The sequence below is a fragment of the Dyadobacter sp. HNCC25DJ187 genome (assembly GCF_056895255.1).
The window spans coordinates 1-17,529 of the sequence record NZ_JBXHAT010000002.1; the positions used below are offsets into that span (position 1 = coordinate 1).

Genomic DNA, 17,529 nt, shown 5'->3' on the forward strand with positions numbered 1-17,529 from the left:
ATGGGGAGGCTATCTGTCGACACCGGTCCAACTCCCGCCGATCACCGAAGTTGTACAAGGTTCCCTATTCACTGAATTGTAAACTTTAATCGAGTTATCATCATGATCATAAAAAGAGCAGACGGAACACGAGTTTCAATATTGGTTCAACCGACAATTTCCCTCGAAGGCGAAATTAGATATCTGATTGAGGTCAAATACTGCCCTCTAGGGAAAATAAAGTACCTCGAAGTATTTAGCCAACGCGAATACCAGAATACGGCTTATGAGCATAGAGCTTCATATTTATCTGGTAAGCAGCTTGAATATGTCACACCTGCTGAAATATATCAAGCAAAGCTCGACGCATGGCAACAATTGAAACCAACACTTTAACAGAGTCGAACCCATGAACAGAAATGAGCGAGGATTTGAATTCCAAGAATTTACCGACAAGTATGGAGCTAAATGTTCAATACAAAAATCAAGTCTTGCCTTGGAAGACTGTATTTGGCTGGGCATTGATAAAGCTGATCCAAAAATTCTATCCCACGAAGGATGGGTACCTTTCGAAGTACCGGAGGGTGTGCTTATTAGCACCAGAATGCATCTTACCAGACAAATGGTAATAGATTTACTTCCATCTCTTATCAAATTTGCTAATACTGGAGATTTATAATAGTGGTCATGATGTACAAATTATCAAAACATTTCAACCATGAAGTTTGGTGGACTTGCCCTCACTGCGGAAATATTTTTGATATGAGAATGGGCGTGTGCAATAGGTGTAAGACGGTATTCTATTGATAATTAAATACCTTTGTGCTCTTAACAGCGAGCATAATGTCCAAACGATTACCAATGATCATTTTGTGGGTAGTGGCCAATCTTATCCTATATGTGATGATGATGAAGGCCGACAGAGATTCATCTATTTTACTCTTTAAAGCATTGCGTGTAACGCTTGTCACAAGTGTGATCACGATGGCAATGTGTGCATTTGGCTTTGTGAAATTTCTGAGATAAAACATAAACGCTGCTGAGCCGGCATCTGATTGAGAGATAATCTTGGCAATCAAAAATTGGTAACCGGTACGCACTGACTAGGAGAATGGTTCGCCAAGGTGCTGTTCTCCTATTTAACTTCATTATGGAATTCTACATATGGAAACGACAGAGATACTTATTACGACGACTGCAGTCCTTATTGGTTTTTTGAGTGGTTTTTTTGTAAAAGACTTCTTCCCTTCCTATTTCAAGAAAAAGGGGGAAAACTTAGCTACAAAAGAGGATATATCGGAAATAACCAAACTCGTTGAGTCGGTAAAGTATGATTTCTCATCCAGCTCTGAAAAGTTAAAGGCAGGCCTCCAAGTACTTAATGGCGTAAAATTAGGGATTGCCGGTGAAGAGAGATCTGCTATAGTCTCATACCATGTACAGTTTTTCCAATGGTTTAATTTAATTACGGACGGCGGCTTAATGGGCCATGACTGGCAAAGTAACGAAGAACTCGAATTGTACAACCGCAAAATTAAAATTGCTCATGTTGAACTTATGAATTGTCAAGCAAAACTTGACCTTTTTATTGATGATTTTGAGTTGAAACGAATGAGCATCAATCTTAGATTGATATTACTTGAACATTTCACGGCAAACGCGACAAGCTTCATATATGAAACCATGCATTGGAATATGGAAGTTGCAAAATTAGACAAAGAAACCGATAAGGCGGAAATCACAAAGATTAGAAACAGGCAACTGGATTTAAAGGACCGTTTTAGTGAGCAATATTTAGCTAAACTTCCGACAATCAGACAGCCTATTCAGGAATTTCAAGATGCCAGTCGAAAATATCTAAACAAGTTACTAGAACAATAACAATTGATAATTATCTTCTGAAGCTCTCGTTAGAGCTTTTTTTGTGTCCTTTTTACGAACGCCTACACCAAGTAATCTTGCAAAAAGTAAGATGAAAAGGTATGCAGTTAATTGTAAAAGAGGATAAACTTCAGAAATACCGAGATCACATTCAAATGGGGGCCGATCTAACCGTTAAGGACAAAATCCTTTTCGATCGGTACTTCTTTGCCTTTACTCAGCTTCTCGACGGAAAAAGCGAACGACAGACTGTGGAGCTGCTCATGAATGTTCCTGATCCGCTAGGTGGCCTGAAGCAAAGTCAGGCCTACAACGTCGTAAATGGAGCTCAGGAAATTTTTGGAGCCTTGGATGTCGGCAACAGTAAGAAAGTCGCCCAGCGGTACATCTATGCTACTCGCCTGGAAGAGATGGCATTAAAACTTGAGAATCTCGCCTATAAAATTGTGGAAGAAGGCACCGCAACCTTTGAAAGCAGGGATGGAACCATCCACACCAAAACGGATCCTGAAGTTTTGAAGGAATCCGGAGCGCTGCTGGAGAAGTCAGCAAATGTCCAGATGAAAGCCGCCAAGATCCGCGGGTTGCTGGAAAAAGACAAAGTGGAAAACCCCAATAAATTTAAAGCAAGCCCGAACATCATTTTCACGGATGATCTGGATGCACTTGACCTTTTGCGTGAGATAGAGGACGGAAGCTACGAGGATGTTACAGGAAACGGAAGAGAGACTGAGGAAGACCAGGCTGAGACAGCTGGCGCATAAGGCAAATGTAGTTTTCACATCTGCAAAGCAGAAATTATTCCTGAATAGCAAGGCAAAGCGCAAGACGTTGTTGGCTGGCCGTGCGTTTGGGAAAACTTATATTTTGTTGGTTTCCATTGGCTACATCGCAAAGATGTTGCCTCGGGCAAAGTTCTTCCTTGCCGGTCGGACCTTCAAGCAGATCCTGGACATCGTCCTGACGGATGCTGCTGATGCCTGGAATTCCATGGGGTGGTATGAGTATCACGAAAAGGTGAATCCTTTCGGTAATTACGTACTTTTCAAAGAGCCACCGGCTGACTGGCCGCGGCCATATAAAGCACCAAAGTCCTACGAGCGTTCCATCACGTTCGATTCCGGATTTTGTGTACAACTCCTGAGTTTTGAAAAGCCTGATTCAAACCGGGGCCATAATTTTGACGGGGGCTTTATCGACGAGTCGGCACTTTTTAAAAGCGATTGGGTACAAAAAATCCTGATGGCTACTTTATACCGGGCCAACACGTGGCGGTTTAAAGATTCCCCACTTCACAACTCGTTTTACGATTTTACATCTAATCCCTGGACACAAGAGGGACAATGGGTTTTCAATACTGAAGAACTTCAAAAGAAGGATGCATCCAAGTACTTCTTTATCGAGGGGACTGCTTACGACAATCCGACGCTACATCCGCAGTATGTAAAAAACTTAGAGGAGACGCTTGCTCCTCTTGTTTTCAGGGTCGAAGTGTTGAACGAAAGGCTGGCCAAATTACCGAATTGCTATTACCCAAGTTTTGAGGAGCACAAGCATTGTACCACCGATACATTTTCCTACAATCAAAATGACGATGGTCTTTGGTTGCCGACGTTCTCGGATTATGAGGTAAATAAACCGCTTGAAATAAGCTGCGACTTCAATAATTATATATGCTCCTCCATCATTTGTCAGGAAGCGGCAAAGACACTGAAGGTCATCAATAACATCTACGTCAAGCAGGCCAAGGATAAAAAGACTTTGTCCCAGACGTTAGGTATAGCCATACATGAGCACTACTCTGACCATGTAAAAAAGGAAATCATCCTGTATGGTGATGCCAGTGGTGATAGTAATAGTGCTGGAAGTAATGACACCTTCTTTCAGCAGGTAGCTGATGAGCTGCGTGGTCTGGGATGGAAGGTTAAATTATGTGTGCTCAAGTTCAACCCACAGCATAAAGATAGATTCTCATTGATCGATCGAATCTTAGCTGAGAGCACAACCAACCTACCTCGTGTGCGAATTAATCAGAACACTTGCAAAGCTTTGATCATCTCAATACAGAACTCACCAATCAGATCAGACATGAAGAAGAACAAGTCAGCTGAAGGAACTTCGATGCAACAAGAATATGCAACTCACCTGTCTGACTGTTTCGATTACATCTTGTACTACAAGTATTCGAACACCAAACCTCAGACTTCGCTGATCCGAGAGATCCGATGGATCGGAGGTAGCCGGAGGTGACGGAGGTCACCCCGGATTTGGGCATCGGCCTTTCAGATATCCCGATTTTTGGTTCTCGGTAATTACCGGAAATGGAAAGGGTGCCGCATTGGGAGGCAGACCATTGGAATTAGAAAGGCGTTTGTGAGAAGTTTGGGACGCCAACCGTCTCACTGTGAGAGGAAAGCAAAAAACAGAAATTGGAAGACTTTTTCTGTCCTTTTTGACCGTTTTGGGACGTGCAATCTTTGAACATGGAAATTATTTCAATTGAAACTTTTTGGAGGTTACTGCACGATCCCGGTAACAGTGGCTTTGCTCTGAAGTACCGAAAGACAGACGGAACTTTTGGCATCAAAAACAATTGCTCCAAATCATCGAAACGATTTGATGGCAAAAGCACAAAAGGAAAACTTCGCTACGACATCATTGAGAAAGGCTCAGTGTTACTTGACGATCGAGATAAGAACCAGGCGTTCACACTTCGGAATCGATTGATATTGGCTATTAAACTGCCAAATGCGAAGGAGTGGATGAAGATTGAACATAAAAATTACTGAGGAGAATGGTAAGAAGGATAGAGAAAAACTTGTATCACCTGGGCAAAGCGAACTCCAGTGTGATCGTAACACCAACACTTGATGCGGTAACTGGTGAAACCAGCCTTGACTCGCGTGGCACTCCTGGGCCGAAAGACTGGGTGAAGTGGGGAACAAATGACAATGCAGCTGTCGAGATGCTGAGACTTGTGTGGAACTCTCCTACTAAGCCTCGTTTAATGGATCAGGCGAAAGAATTCATCCTGGGCGCTGACGTAAAATTGATGTCGGTTGATATCAATGAGGAAGGCAAAGAAGTTCGAAAGTTGGTAAAGGATCCTGACCTTGGACGCTGGTTTCGTAGAGAGGAAATCTTCTCGAAGTATCTGGAGCTTGCCGCGCTAAGCCTGGCTTTTGCAGAGATCGCATTCATCCGGTTTTCCATTTTGGATGATGGCACTGTTGCGCTTGAAACGATCCAGCCAAATAAAGTAAGATTTCAAAAGCCGAAGAAAGGACAGCCGTTAACGCACGTTCTGATCAGCCCGCTATTCGGTACAGATAAGACTCCAAAGCCCGAGGATATCGTCGCTGTCCCCATTTTTAATATTAAGGATCCTGAAGCGCATCTGGAATCAATTATGGTTCTGAAAAAACAGCAGATCGGTTCTGATTTCTATACTCAGGGGCTTTGGTGGGGAACCAAGACTTGGACAAAGGTCGACAACCTCACACCTGAATACCACCTTTCCGGATTAATCAATGGCTATAATCTGAAGCTGCTCATTGAGATCGATGAGAGTTATTTCCTGATGGATCACGAGGACATTAATGATCCGGCTATTCTGGAAAAAGTCGAAGCGCGGAAGGATGAGTTCATGAACAAAATGGACGATTATCTATCCGGTGTGAAGAACGCAGACAAAGCTCTTGTGCTGATTGGCAACTTGATGGGTGAAGCTGGTAAAGAACGTAGACTGATCAAGGTGACACCGATCGAAAACAAAATGACGGATGATGCCTACATGAACCTGATCAAACAGGCCGGTGTAAAGCAGGCTCAGGGACACGGTATACTTCCTTCCTTGGCCGGCATCGCCGAAGGTGATAAACTTGGCGGATCCGGAAGTGAATTAATGCATTCGGTGATGTTTCAGGTTCGGTACATGACACCCAGCTACCGCAGGCTTTTGAAAAAAGGACTTGATCAGGCTTTGGAGGTAATGGGATACGATCTGGAAGAAATGAGCTACCAGTTTACTGACATTGAAATGACTACGTTGGACGAGAATCCAACAGGAAAACAACCTGCAACCTCTAACGCACAATGAAGAAACAACTTTTTTTAATTCTGATAGCCTTATTCCGATTCCTTGGAGAGCTGACCGTCGTGGTCATCAAATTTCTAATTTTTGTAATAATTAGCCCGCTTACACTTTGCCGTTGTCTCCCGTACGCTTGGCGAAAGAAGTCGCTGCGAGCTGGCTGGTTTAAGCTGACGTGGATCTGGGACGCTTACTGGGGAATAATATAATCATGCAGCTACTCTCCTCTGACATTGTTAGCCTGGAAGGCTACTTTGCCAACCTCGTGGCAGAAGACCATGAGATAAATACCTACATTCTCGAAACAGGAAATGATCCATTTAGTATGCAACGTTTCGATGCTGAAGCCAGAACGGATGCCTTTGCCTATCCGGCAATGGCAATGCTGATGCCAATGGTATCTGGAGACGATAATGGTATGCATGATTTTGAAGCGCGACAGGACATTGCTTTTGCTCTTTTATACCCTGGTAACGACAGCAATGCAGAAATGCTGGCTAATTACAAAGCGGCACAGCTGGCTGCCTGGAGATTTATTCGTTGCCTGCGCAGAGACAGTAAAGCAGGAATGTTTCGTATTGAAAAATTGAGCTACAAAATGGCTCCATTCGAATATGGTACTGACAACTGTGTCGGGCAATATGTAATCATCACGTTGATAACGAGTACAAATAGTCTGATTGGCGTATGAGTGAGCTGCTATCATGGAATAACGACATTGATTACGACACGATTTGGTTTGTTGTTGGTCAGATTACCAATGAGATTTCTAATCGTGGGATTCAGGATTTGAAAAACAAGCTTGAAGACGAAGGCTTGGAGCTTACCGGAAAACTGAAAGGATCCCTGATCCGCGAGGTTCGTCAAAATAACAATTCCTGGATGACTGAAGTGGCTATGCAGTTTGAGATGTATGGGCGCTTTAACGACATGAAGACGATGACTTATACCAAACGCGCATCTGTTTGGGCTATGAAAGAGTTTGCTGATAAAATTATCGACGGAACCGGAAGTAATAAAGCTAAGCATAACATGTTCACGGATTTCCAGCAAAAGCATAGACGCGGCCCAATGGAAAAAGACTACATGGCTTGGCGTATCGCATGGGCAATTGCCAAATCACGGCTTAATCAGCCGATTATTATGCGCAAGGGAAAAGGCTGGTATATCAAAAACTACATGCGTGATTTCTACGGGGAAATTGAAAAGAATATACAGGCAGCTGCTGCCAAAGCAACATTAAATACAATAGCAAAGGCTCTTAAAGACAGACAATGATTGATTTTGTTAAAACTGATATGTCCTGGTTGGATGTGGACATGGTCCGAAATGAAGTGCAGCACATTGTACCAGCTGCTGATCCTGCCATTTATCCGATCCGATCCGGAATCAGGTATTATCTGGACGTAGACGTTCCGGAATATTCCGAAGCAACTACCATGCGAAACCTGATCAGGCTTGAAGGACGTGAGAAACCAGTTAAAATCAGTGATGGTGCGGAGATCTATGAAGGATGTGCATTTCGTATCGAGGCACTTCTGGCAGGTGAATTAACCCTTACTCCACCGGAAAAAGGGCAAATTAGCCCTTACATCGTGGCCAGTCTAACCACACCTTACCAACTCAGAGAATTAATTGAGCCTGGCATTAGGGATCAGCAGTTGAAAAGCCGTGTAGCCATGCGCTGCGGGCTTGCTCTTCGCGACTTCGTAAGCTACGAACACCGTTTTTTCTCTCGTTTTCAACCGGGGAAAATGAAGTTTCTGACTTGGCAAAACAACGAGAAATTGATTGGGCCCTTGCAAGAGGAATACCTGTATTTCTTGTTGAATATATCTCCAATGCCCACACAAATAAAACTTCGGGTCCGCACCACCATGAGAAATGGTACGCGATCAGTAGAGACGAAAAATGTATTGCAGGCAGGAAGTGCATATCAGATTGTATGTTCACCAGTCGGGCCAGTCCCTTTGGGTTTAACAAACTCGGAAGTACTCAAATACGAGGTTTGGCTTAGTGACGAAAACGATCTCCGTTTCTCAGAAGTGAGAACTTATGAAATTGACAGGCGCAAACATCGATTTGAGCGTTTCATGCTTTTTGCAAACAGTTTTGGAGGGTTTGACACGTTGCGTTTGCTCGGGAAATCCCAGGAAGAAAGTGACGTTACAAAATCTACCGCCGTTAAGGAGCGCGAAGCAGGCAAAGGACTGGATTTTTCGGAATTGGCTATCATATCTATGAAGGAGAATTCAGGAATTCAGGTCAGTACTGGATTATTTGAAAGCAATCAGGTTGAATACACAGATTATTTGCGCGAGCTACTGCTTTCTGAATGTATTCTGGAAGATACTCCTTACGGCTATGAAGTTGTCAACCTGATTACCGGCAACATCGCCTACCGTGACGATGACGCCGGTTTGACAGAGCGAACTTTCCAGTTCCGGAGAACTTATTCAGATACCAACTACAGCCGTCTCGCACCCACTGCTGCGCTACCGGCACGTACCACCGCTTGGCGCGGTGTGGGTAATGTGCATGTACTGGATGGTTTCGGCAAAAGGACTGGTCTTGTGAAAGCTGCTGCACTCCGGAAGTACTACACCGACAATGGAGCCGATGTGGTACCACTCACTCAAAAGGCAAACGTGGAAGGTGACAAAGATTACCTCGCTCCATCGCCAGATCCGACTGTTATAAAAGGGACAACGCCGTTCCCGAGCGCAGCCATTTCCAGAAAAGGAACATTCATCCGGAAGAATTGCGCACCAGGAGAAGATGGTATGGAGGCGGTGATCACGATCCCTGTAGGGACTTACGGTGGAGAAAAGGCAGGCAACAGCGATGTGCTTGCAGAAGCTGAGTACAACAGACGTAATACTCAGGAATATGCTAATCAATTCGGTACGTGCGCGGTAGCTCAAAACTATTCTTGGAGTGTCCCTGCTGGCCATTTTCACTATCGTACCAATCTTCCAAATAGAATTGGTGTATTCCAATTGGTTCAACCCGGAATGAACAAAGGCAACATTCAGGCGCTACAAGGCCGCAGCGAGCCGTATATTTTCCCTGTTGCAAGTAACGATCTTGATTTTCCTGCAGAGATTGGATGGTATTACGACATTTATGGGTCGTCCGGACAAAACATCCGGATCGAAGTGTTCCGGAATGGCACACTGGTTAAATCCGAGGTTCTTATTATCCCGTCTTCCGGAACGAATGGATCTTACATGTTCGATGGGTTTAACGGCTTGTACGAACCATCATCCGGAGATAAATTTCTTATTAAACTGACAGTACTTTAATGTATACCGACGTAAGAATTGATGGAGAGAGTGTTGATCTGAGTGAGGAAGTAAAGATTCCCATTAATTTGATCAACCCTCATTTGACCTATGAAACCGTTCCGGATTCTATAGCAAGTATTCCTAACATTCCGTTTTCGCTCAGGAATCAGCGTATTTTCAAGTATGCAGAGATGCCACAGGCCGGTAATGACCTGCGCAGCTATGACTGTGAAATACTGTATAATGGCGCCTTGGTGTACCGAGGTGTCGCTTATGTGAAGAATGCCAATCCTCTGACTGGTTACACACTCGAAGTAGGTGATGATCTTTCCCGCTTCTTTGGCGATAAGCAGAACATTGTACTAACCGAGCTGGAGCTTGGCAGCGTTTCTTTTACACCTGCAGCACCGGTAATGATAGCGGTAGATAATCATCCGGCTATCTGTTTTCCCACGATCCTGAACCCGGATTACTATGGAACTAACGGATCCGTTATCGACTACAATGGCGTTGTGAATGATTACACTGCTCCCGGAGCGATATCGACCGAGTTCAACGTTGACAGCCCTATCGTACCTGCTATTTTCGTCAATTTTCTGTTGTCCAGGATAGCAGCTGCCACTGGCATTACCATCGGTGGTAATTACCTGAGCCATCCGACCTGGTCAAAACTGATACTGACCAACTGGCGATCGCTGGACGGATCCGAATCAGTTATAATTAACCGGCACGTTCCTGCATGGACCGTACCGACTTTTTTGATGGAGCTTCGTAAAATTCCTAATCTGGAATTTACCTTTGACATTATTCGAAAGCACCTCAATATTGATTTTTGGGAGCAAAAACTTATGTTGCCTCCCGTAGCCGATTGGACAGACAAAGCGATTGTAGGGCACGACAAGTACCAGGAGTTCAACCGCAGGATTCAGCTTACGTTCGAATTGGATGGTGGAGATTCATTAATGAAGGACAAACCGGAAGTGATGGCCGACTACGTCACACCTGCCGATGCAGTACTTGGAAACATTGCAGTCGGCTTGGCAAAAGTGCCGATGAAGCTCACCACCTTTCTTGTCGATGATGCATCCGGACTGCCGATCGCTAAACAGACAGGCGTCACTGAGCAGTTCAATCAACTCAGTGTAAACACAGCTCCAAGGCTTCTATTCTGGCATGGTCTGATTGAAGGTCTACCCACAGCACTTCCAGAGCTGGATGGGATCAGCCTTTATATCACTGGCGAAAATGGGATTGGAGAAACCAGCTGGAACCGCATAGAGGAAATGAGGCTCGGAATGTTTTATCTGAAGAAATCCTTTACGCTCACCGAGACGGATTTGGCATTGCTGAATTTCAGCAGGATGATTCATTACAATGGATTAAACTATATGTTGGCACATGTGGCAAGTGAGTTGCCAATTATGAAGGAGTGTGATTGTTTGCTTGTAAAAGTTTAAAGTTAAGGCTACATTTAAACGAATCCGTAGACCAACTGAAATGACAGACTTATTACCTCAAATTCCGTCCGATAATCTTTACAAATTCTCATGCTTCTCCGGTCTTGTTTTAATGATTTTCTCGATAGTTTACCCTGAATCAAAGATACAGCAAGATAGATTGGAAAAGATTAGTTTTGAGAGAGATGCGAAATTGCTAAACCTTCAACTGAAAAAAGACCTAGATGAAGTTACATCCATAAACGAAGAACTTAGGATACTGGAAGGTAAAATTGATGAAGAAAGCTCTGATTCAACTGGCTTATTATCGAAATATAAAAGCGCATATTCACCAGACATGAGCGATGAAGAGCTACAGAGGCTCCAATCCCGATTATTTCCATACACCACCGATTTTTTAAGCTCGAAAGGTGCAGAGATAAAAAAGCACTTGGAAAAATTTGCATCATCGAAGTTAGAGATTGATAGACGGAATATTGAAATTGATTATAAAAAAGAAGCTATCGCTATTAAGGAGTCCAATATATTTGTTCTGCTACTCTTTCAGGCTATCGGCGTTTTTATTGGCATTCTGTTGTTTATTATTGGAACCGTTTTGTGGTACTTTAGGATTCAGGTTCCTAATGATATAAGGTTGAAAAACGAGAGCAGAAATCCCTAATCTACTTTGTCATCTCTGTGTAATAATACCACTCAGCCATCCTTTTAAGATTAATCATAATCAAATTTTTATCGTTAGAATCGATTTCAAGTACCTCCAGTATTATTGGTAACTGTCTCCTAACCTGTATGGTTAAGTTAGACGTAACATAGGAGTCCATCTCTTTATGCGTTCGGAAGGTAATGACCTTTGCACGCATGTAGGGATTATACTCACAAAAAATAAAGGCCGCTTCGGTATCCGAAGCGGCCTCAAACCTAAATTTTTTCTTCATTCAATATTCTCTGAAATGAACTTTTGGGTTCTGGGGATCAGGTGGTCGTATCACGAATAGCCTGGTCACACCTTCGGTTACGGTGGTGTAATAGGGAATCCACAGGTTTTTACGAACATAAATGGGCACATGTCGCTGTTTCCATTTTTTGCCGCGCGCGTCCAGAGCCTGAAATAGCTCCTTCGCGATGACGATACCGTCTTCGAAATTTTTATCCATGATGTAATGCCAGTTTTTAAACCAGTGGCGCTGCTGGTGTTTTGCTTTGGTGAAAGGTACAAATTTTTGTCCTTTGGCAAAAAAGTGCCATGTCTAATTTTTGCACCCCATTTAAAAATTAGCCATGAAAAGAGAAATGAAAACGCCTATTTCCTACTATGGAGGTAAGCAACAAATGCTGAAGCATATCCTTCCTAAAATCCCGGATCACCACACTTACATCGAACCATTCTTTGGAGGTGGTGCAGTATTCTGGGCAAAGAAGCCAAGTCAGGCTGAAGTTGTTAACGACATTAACCATCGCTTGATCAATTTCTATAAAGTGCTGAAGTATGACTTCGACGATTTTTTGCAGAAGGCTGACGAAACCTTTCATTCCCGTGCACAGCACAAGGCATCTGACGAGCTTTACATTAGCCAGGCAGATGAAGTGACAAGCCCTATTGAATGTGCCTGGTCTGTTTGGGTGCAGACAAACATGTCGTTTGGCACTATGATCGGCGGCGGTTTTGGTTACGACCGGCTCGGAAAGTGTGCCTTAAAGTTGTTTAACAAGAAGCAGAATCTCACTCAGGACTATAAGGACCGCCTCAAAAAAGTGACGATCGAATGCTACGATGTACTTAAAGTGATTAGAGCTTATGATTCACCTGACGCATTTTTCTACCTTGATCCTCCCTACGTTTCAGCCAATCAAGGCCATTACGCAGGTTACAAGATGGATGATTTCAGAGCATTATTGGATGCTTGTGTTAATCTGAAAGGCAAGTTTCTGCTCAGTTCGTATCCGGAAGAGCTTCTGATGGAGTACAGAGATAAGTTTGGATGGAAATCTGAGGATGTCGAAAAAACGCTTGCCGTTGACGGGAGACGCAAAGAAAATCGAAAGAAGATCGAATGCCTGACTTGGAACTACTGATTACGCCCCGTAAGGGGCTTTTCTTTATTCGTATGATCTGTGTAGATTTAGCCAGTAATGATAAAATCACTTAACTAGCATCCCCTCACTTAAATGAAAAAGAACATACCATTGAACATTCTTCCGAATGTTCAAGCACTTGCTGCAGAGAACATGGATTTAATAGAAGTAGACTATTCCTATGGAAGTGTGTTTTATTTTAAGGATTCCGATCCTAGCTCCAACTTCTATTTTCGAGCGATTGAACAGACAGAAGACGGAATGTATTCAGTTCAGTTAAAACCTCAAAGTATAGCTAATAACCGACAGCAGGTAATTAATGTCGATGCAATACAATTGCTCTCCAATCTGACGGCATGGTTTAAGACCCTAAGAATATATGCTGAGACACCAACTATCTTTGATGATCCATTCGCAAAAAAGTATGGTGACTTCTTTTTTAAAGATTTTGAGATCGTTGATGAAGATAGGCACTATGCTCCGTTTGACATACCGAGGCAGTTTCTTTTGGCAGATCAAATGGAACAGGTCAAACATTTTATCAATGATAATGAGGAGCTATTCAACAATGGTGTCCAAGTAAAAGAACTGCTTAAAGAATGTGACGAGATTGTTGAAGACCTCCCGTCTACCACAAAAAGCATGTTTGTGAAAAGAGTATCTGGATTGGTTTCAAAGATTATGAAAACTGGTATGACTATGTCAAAAAAGTTCATAACAACCTTCGCAACTGAATTCCCAAAAAAGTTAACCGAAATGAGTGCGGAAAAATTAATAGATATCGCAATCAAAAGTTTCGATTCTTAAATGCAAATAAAAAATATTACAAGCCCTGTTAAACCACTTTAACAGGGCTTTTTCATGTCCTTTCCACGCAAATTAAAGCCCATTTCTTTGCAGTCTGATAGAACTGATCGAGGCGAGAGAATGGCATTAAATCAAAACGAAACCGTCAGCATTACGCTGAAAATTGAGGGTGACAAAGCCCGGAATGAGCTCATGCTCCTTGAGCGGGAAGCAAAGGGACTGGAAAAAGCGATTAAAGAGGTTCCAAAAGGTTCAGCGGAGTGGGCAGAGCTAAATAAGCAAATCAACCAAAACGCAGCTGCTCAATCAAAACTCAGGGCCGAAATTGGCCTTGCTGGCCTTTCCTATAAACAGCTTCAGACCGAAGCTAACAAGTTGACACGGGAGATTTCCAAGATGACTCCCGGAACCGTAGACTTCATTAATGCTTCAAAGCGACTTACGGAGGTTAAGGCAAGGGCGACCGAGGTAAAAAATGAGATGAACGGCTTGGGCAATGCACTTGATGCTCCGCAGAAACAGGGCATCTGGAGTAAGATGGTCAGCGGGGTTAACACTGTTAAAGGTGCCTTCAGTGCATTTATTGCGCTACAGGCTGTTCAATGGCTCTGGGACATGGGTAAGTCGGTTTTCGACATTACCGCCAAGTTTGAGAAGTACGACAAGGTTCTTGTAACAGCGTTAGGTAGCCAAAAGGAGGCTTCTCAAAGTATGGCCGCCATCAAAAAAATGGCTGCTGAAACATCGTTCGGAGTTGATGAGCTGACTGAGGGTTACGTTAAAATGGTAAACCGTGGTCTGCGTCCTTCCCAAAAGGAAATGACCGCGATGGCCGACCTTGCTGCATCCCAGGGAAAATCATTCGACCAGCTCACCGAAGCTGCTTTGGATGCGATGTCCGGAGAGAATGAGCGTTTAAAGGAGTTCGGTATTTCTGCTAAAAAATCAGGCGATCAAACCACATTCTCATTTAAGGGAATGCAACAAACTGTTGCCAATACTCCGGAAGCGTTGACAGCCGCAATTATGGCGTTCGGGGAAATGGAAGGTGTAGCTGGCCAGAATGCCAAGATGATGGAGACCCTTGGAGGGAAAACATCTAATCTGGGCGATGCATTCGATGAGTTGATGGTCGAACTTGGTAATGGTTTGCGACCGGTCTTCATTGCTATACTTACTCTGATAGAGAAGAGCATTCCCGTACTAGGTTTTCTTGGAAATGCCATCGGCTCAGTTCTTCTAATGATGAAAGGCTTGGTAATGGGAATTGTCGATACATTCTCATTTGCCATGCAGGCCGTTTGGAAGCTTGGTGAAGCCGCCAAATTTGCATTGGATGGGAATTTCGAAGGAGCAAAAAAAGCAATGTCTGATGCAGAAACTCTCGGAAAGAAGGCTCTTACAGCAATTATTTCAAACGGTGTTCAGGCAGGAAAAGAAATAGTCAACGTCTGGAAAAGTCCGGATGCAGTGGAAGCTGCCAAGTTTGCCGGCAAAAAACAAGGTGAAGCGCATCAAAAAGAGCTGACTGATGCTCAGAAAAAAGAAGCTGATAAACGTGTCAAGGAAAAGGAGAAAGAGCTTAAAGGCTACAAAGATGCTGAAGAAAAGTACGACAAACAGGTCGCTGCCGATCGTCAGAAAGCACTTGATTTGATTGCTCAGCTGGAAAATGAACATGAAGGCACAGTCTCGAAAAATGCCCATGCTGCTGACACATCACGTGTCGAAGAGAAGCGAAGAAAGCGACTCCAGGATATCAATGATTCTCTGGTTGATGAGCAAACCAAAGAAACTGCGCGTGTAGCGATCAACCGTAACGCAGATGCAGAAGTGGAGCGGCTCAAGGCTGAACATGCCTTAAAAGTGCAGAAAACAGAGCAGGAAACGGCGGCAAAGCGGATTGAAGCGACACGCTTCATTACGGAAACCACACGTCAGGCCGAAATAAGCCTTCTGGATTTTAAAGAGCTGCAAGCCCGTAACAACGCTACGAAGCTGGCCGCCATCGCCAAAGAGCGCGTGGATCTGGAACTCCGTTACCAACAGCAGAAGCTTGCTCAGGAATTAGAAGCCGAAAAACAGAAAGCCACCGTCGAAATTGCCGATACGGACCAGCGTGAAGCTGCTATTCTTGCTTTAGAAAAGCGTTTCCATCAGGAATCAATCACTGCTGACACAGCTGCCACTGCTGAGAAGAAAAAAATCAGTGATGAACTGAGACAAAAGAAGCAGGAGAATCTGAAGGCTTATTCTGATTCTTTCTCTGCCCTACTGAAAGGTGATATTGCTGGTTTTGCCAGCGGTATGTCTCAGATCGTGCAACGCCATAAAACGGCTTGGCAGGAACGTTTGTCTGCGGATATGGCCAATTATGAGCAAGGCGCTCAGGCAGCACAGGCAGCTGTCAACTTCCTGAACAATCTCGCTCAGAAAAAAGCTGAGAAGGCAATTGCTGAATCAAACCGTGAGCGTGATGAAAAGGTTGCTATTCTCAACAACGAGCTGGCAGTTACCGAGTCATTGATTAAGAGCTCGTCTGACTATGTAACCGCACTAAAATCCGCTGAAACTGATCGCCTGGCTGAATTGCAACGGATCCTTACCTCTGAAACCAGTACCGAGGAGCAGAAACGTGATGCGCTGAAGAAATACTATTCAGACCAGCTACAACAGATGAAGGCAGCTGAAGAGCAGAAAATTCAGGATCTGCAGCGTCTTGCCAACATGGCCAAGACTGACGACGAGAAGCGTGCGATTGAGGCCAAGATTGAAATGGCAAAACAGGAATCGGCTGAGAAGATCCGGCTTGCAGAAGAAGAAATGCAGGCTAAGAAAACGAACATCGATGAGCTGAATATTTTCACCTCCGATATCAGTGCGGATGCTCTTGCAGAAGCTAAACGGGCATCTGAAAAGCAGATCGACATGGCTACGGATGAAGCTGAGAAAAAGGCCGACTTCAAAATTGAATTGGAAGAAACCATAGCAGCTGAGAACCGCCGAGCCAGGGCAACGGAAATGGCCGAAAAGCAGAAAGCGTTCCGTGCTCAGAAGAAAGCTGATATCGCATCGGCGTTAATAACGGGAGCATTGGCGGTATTAAAGGCGCTTGCCAACTTTTTCCCGTTAAACATCATTTTGGCAGCAACGGCTGCGGTGGTAACCGGCGTCCAGATTGCGAAAATCAAAAACCAGCCAGAGCCAACGTTTGCTGCTCAGGGTGCAGTCATCCAGGGCAGCAAGCATGGCAGCTCATACGGCACTGGTGGCATAGCCCTCATTGACCGTTCAAGCGGAAGGGAAGTTGGCGAGATGGAAGGTGGAGAGGCTATCATCTCTGCGGATCAGACAGAAGCGAACATGCCTCTGATCAACGAAATGTTCCGCAATGCGCGTAGCCCTGGTATGCGTAAGAAAGCCATTGCCGCCGAACCGGGACTTAAAGCGTTTAGGGATGGGGGTACACTGTTCGAATCGCCTTACTGGCAAAAGGATATGTACCTGTTTGGTTCGAAGAAAAAGAAAGCCGAAGCTGCAGCAAAAGCTGCTGAAGCCGAAGCTGCTGCCGCACAGGCTGAAGCGGATGCTGCGATGGCTGAAATGGACATCGGAGCTGATACCAGCGGCTTCAATGGTATTGACGGCAGTAACCCAGATATATCAAGCGCTGAAGGACAGGCTGCTTACGAGGCATCACAGAAACAAGGTGAGGCGCAACTAAAACTGTTACAGGACATTGTCGACGGAACGGATAACATCGTAGATGCCCTCTCAGCTATGGGAACGGAGGTAAAAAGCCTGCGCGGAAGCATCGACGGTGTGCACAGTGCTGTGTCAGAAAATGTGGGTGCTACCCGCGGTGTTGAAAACGCTGTGAGAGAAAGTAATGCAAATGGAATATTACATGCCATAATGGGCCGTATAAGCGCATTAGCAGCATAAAAATAAT

General features: G+C 44.2%; 17 protein-coding genes. 16 read left to right on the plus strand and 1 reads right to left on the minus strand.

Features of this window, described 5'->3' with window-relative positions:
* The first annotated feature begins 102 nt into the window (after positions 1–102).
* From AC1XUE_RS10995 to AC1XUE_RS11055, 13 genes are all read left to right on the plus strand, one after another.
* A complete protein-coding gene (locus AC1XUE_RS10995; RefSeq protein WP_483356023.1) occupies positions 103–375 on the plus strand; it encodes a hypothetical protein in 273 nt (90 codons plus the stop codon).
* 13 nt (positions 376–388) lie between these two features.
* Entirely contained in the window at positions 389–658 is a 270-nt protein-coding gene (locus AC1XUE_RS11000; RefSeq protein ID WP_483356024.1) for a hypothetical protein, read from the plus strand.
* A gap of 164 nt (positions 659–822) precedes the next feature.
* On the plus strand, positions 823–1,005 hold the full coding sequence (locus AC1XUE_RS11005) for a hypothetical protein (RefSeq protein ID WP_483356025.1): 183 nt from the start codon (positions 823–825) through the stop codon (positions 1,003–1,005).
* Positions 1,006–1,143: 138 nt separating this feature from the next.
* The gene (locus AC1XUE_RS11010) at positions 1,144–1,860 is read left to right on the plus strand and encodes a hypothetical protein (protein ID WP_483356026.1); all 717 of its coding nucleotides are present in this window, start codon (positions 1,144–1,146) and stop codon (positions 1,858–1,860) included.
* A gap of 101 nt (positions 1,861–1,961) precedes the next feature.
* Positions 1,962–2,624, plus strand: a complete 663-nt coding sequence (locus tag AC1XUE_RS11015) for a hypothetical protein (protein WP_483356027.1) — start codon at positions 1,962–1,964, stop codon at positions 2,622–2,624.
* A complete protein-coding gene (locus AC1XUE_RS11020) occupies positions 2,566–4,110 on the plus strand; it encodes a terminase large subunit domain-containing protein (RefSeq protein ID WP_483356028.1) in 1,545 nt (514 codons plus the stop codon). The genes AC1XUE_RS11015 and AC1XUE_RS11020 overlap by 59 nt, the downstream gene beginning before the upstream one ends.
* A 233-nt stretch (positions 4,111–4,343) precedes the next feature.
* Positions 4,344–4,649, plus strand: a complete 306-nt coding sequence (locus AC1XUE_RS11025) for a hypothetical protein (RefSeq protein WP_483356029.1) — start codon at positions 4,344–4,346, stop codon at positions 4,647–4,649.
* A gap of 5 nt (positions 4,650–4,654) precedes the next feature.
* Positions 4,655–5,959: a hypothetical protein gene (locus AC1XUE_RS11030; protein ID WP_483356030.1), complete on the plus strand. Its 1,305-nt coding sequence runs from the start codon at positions 4,655–4,657 to the stop codon at positions 5,957–5,959.
* A gap of 205 nt (positions 5,960–6,164) precedes the next feature.
* The gene (locus AC1XUE_RS11035; protein WP_483356031.1) at positions 6,165–6,644 is read left to right on the plus strand and encodes a hypothetical protein; all 480 of its coding nucleotides are present in this window, start codon (positions 6,165–6,167) and stop codon (positions 6,642–6,644) included.
* Positions 6,641–7,231 carry a hypothetical protein gene (locus tag AC1XUE_RS11040; RefSeq protein ID WP_483356032.1) on the plus strand — a complete coding sequence of 197 codons (591 nt, stop codon included), beginning with the start codon at positions 6,641–6,643 and terminating at the stop codon, positions 7,229–7,231. The genes AC1XUE_RS11035 and AC1XUE_RS11040 overlap by 4 nt, the downstream gene beginning before the upstream one ends.
* A complete protein-coding gene (locus AC1XUE_RS11045) occupies positions 7,228–9,258 on the plus strand; it encodes a DUF5977 domain-containing protein (protein ID WP_483356033.1) in 2,031 nt (676 codons plus the stop codon). The genes AC1XUE_RS11040 and AC1XUE_RS11045 overlap by 4 nt, the downstream gene beginning before the upstream one ends.
* Positions 9,258–10,697, plus strand: coding sequence for a hypothetical protein (locus AC1XUE_RS11050; protein ID WP_483356034.1), 1,440 nt, complete (start codon positions 9,258–9,260; stop codon positions 10,695–10,697). The genes AC1XUE_RS11045 and AC1XUE_RS11050 overlap by 1 nt, the downstream gene beginning before the upstream one ends.
* Positions 10,698–10,737: 40 nt before the next feature.
* Complete coding sequence (locus AC1XUE_RS11055) at positions 10,738–11,358, plus strand: hypothetical protein (RefSeq protein WP_483356035.1); 621 nt, start codon at positions 10,738–10,740, stop codon at positions 11,356–11,358.
* 274 nt (positions 11,359–11,632) lie between these two features.
* Here the strand turns inward: AC1XUE_RS11055 and AC1XUE_RS11060 are convergent, their stop codons facing one another.
* A complete protein-coding gene (locus AC1XUE_RS11060; protein WP_483356036.1) occupies positions 11,633–11,851 on the minus strand; it encodes a hypothetical protein in 219 nt (72 codons plus the stop codon).
* Between the two features lie 124 nt (positions 11,852–11,975).
* On the opposite strand from AC1XUE_RS11060, the gene AC1XUE_RS11065 reads away from it, so the two are divergent.
* The 3 genes from AC1XUE_RS11065 to AC1XUE_RS11075 all read left to right on the plus strand — a co-directional run bounded on the left by AC1XUE_RS11065 (position 11,976) and on the right by AC1XUE_RS11075 (position 17,522).
* Entirely contained in the window at positions 11,976–12,770 is a 795-nt protein-coding gene (locus AC1XUE_RS11065) for a DNA adenine methylase (RefSeq protein ID WP_483356037.1), read from the plus strand.
* A 93-nt stretch (positions 12,771–12,863) separates the two neighbouring features.
* Positions 12,864–13,577 (plus strand): hypothetical protein, encoded by a 714-nt coding sequence (locus AC1XUE_RS11070; RefSeq protein WP_483356038.1) that lies wholly within the window; start codon positions 12,864–12,866, stop codon positions 13,575–13,577.
* Between the two features lie 120 nt (positions 13,578–13,697).
* Complete coding sequence (locus AC1XUE_RS11075) at positions 13,698–17,522, plus strand: hypothetical protein (protein WP_483356039.1); 3,825 nt, start codon at positions 13,698–13,700, stop codon at positions 17,520–17,522.
* The last annotated feature ends 7 nt before the right edge of the window (positions 17,523–17,529 follow it).

What these genes read in the sequence shown, in the direction of transcription:
- AC1XUE_RS10995 (WP_483356023.1), top strand. Translation starts at nt 103, where the DNA reads ATGATCATAAAAAGAGCAGACGGAACACGAGTTTCAATATTGGTTCAA.
- AC1XUE_RS11000 (WP_483356024.1), top strand. Translation starts at nt 389, where the DNA reads ATGAACAGAAATGAGCGAGGATTTGAATTCCAAGAATTTACCGACAAG.
- AC1XUE_RS11005 (WP_483356025.1), top strand. Translation starts at nt 823, where the DNA reads ATGTCCAAACGATTACCAATGATCATTTTGTGGGTAGTGGCCAATCTT.
- AC1XUE_RS11010 (WP_483356026.1), top strand. Translation starts at nt 1,144, where the DNA reads ATGGAAACGACAGAGATACTTATTACGACGACTGCAGTCCTTATTGGT.
- AC1XUE_RS11015 (WP_483356027.1), top strand. Translation starts at nt 1,962, where the DNA reads ATGCAGTTAATTGTAAAAGAGGATAAACTTCAGAAATACCGAGATCAC.
- AC1XUE_RS11020 (WP_483356028.1), top strand. Translation starts at nt 2,566, where the DNA reads ATGTTACAGGAAACGGAAGAGAGACTGAGGAAGACCAGGCTGAGACAG.
- AC1XUE_RS11025 (WP_483356029.1), top strand. Translation starts at nt 4,344, where the DNA reads ATGGAAATTATTTCAATTGAAACTTTTTGGAGGTTACTGCACGATCCC.
- AC1XUE_RS11030 (WP_483356030.1), top strand. Translation starts at nt 4,655, where the DNA reads ATGGTAAGAAGGATAGAGAAAAACTTGTATCACCTGGGCAAAGCGAAC.
- AC1XUE_RS11035 (WP_483356031.1), top strand. Translation starts at nt 6,165, where the DNA reads ATGCAGCTACTCTCCTCTGACATTGTTAGCCTGGAAGGCTACTTTGCC.
- AC1XUE_RS11040 (WP_483356032.1), top strand. Translation starts at nt 6,641, where the DNA reads ATGAGTGAGCTGCTATCATGGAATAACGACATTGATTACGACACGATT.
- AC1XUE_RS11045 (WP_483356033.1), top strand. Translation starts at nt 7,228, where the DNA reads ATGATTGATTTTGTTAAAACTGATATGTCCTGGTTGGATGTGGACATG.
- AC1XUE_RS11050 (WP_483356034.1), top strand. Translation starts at nt 9,258, where the DNA reads ATGTATACCGACGTAAGAATTGATGGAGAGAGTGTTGATCTGAGTGAG.
- AC1XUE_RS11055 (WP_483356035.1), top strand. Translation starts at nt 10,738, where the DNA reads ATGACAGACTTATTACCTCAAATTCCGTCCGATAATCTTTACAAATTC.
- AC1XUE_RS11060 (WP_483356036.1), bottom strand. Translation starts at nt 11,851, where the DNA reads ATGGATAAAAATTTCGAAGACGGTATCGTCATCGCGAAGGAGCTATTT.
- AC1XUE_RS11065 (WP_483356037.1), top strand. Translation starts at nt 11,976, where the DNA reads ATGAAAAGAGAAATGAAAACGCCTATTTCCTACTATGGAGGTAAGCAA.
- AC1XUE_RS11070 (WP_483356038.1), top strand. Translation starts at nt 12,864, where the DNA reads ATGAAAAAGAACATACCATTGAACATTCTTCCGAATGTTCAAGCACTT.
- AC1XUE_RS11075 (WP_483356039.1), top strand. Translation starts at nt 13,698, where the DNA reads ATGGCATTAAATCAAAACGAAACCGTCAGCATTACGCTGAAAATTGAG.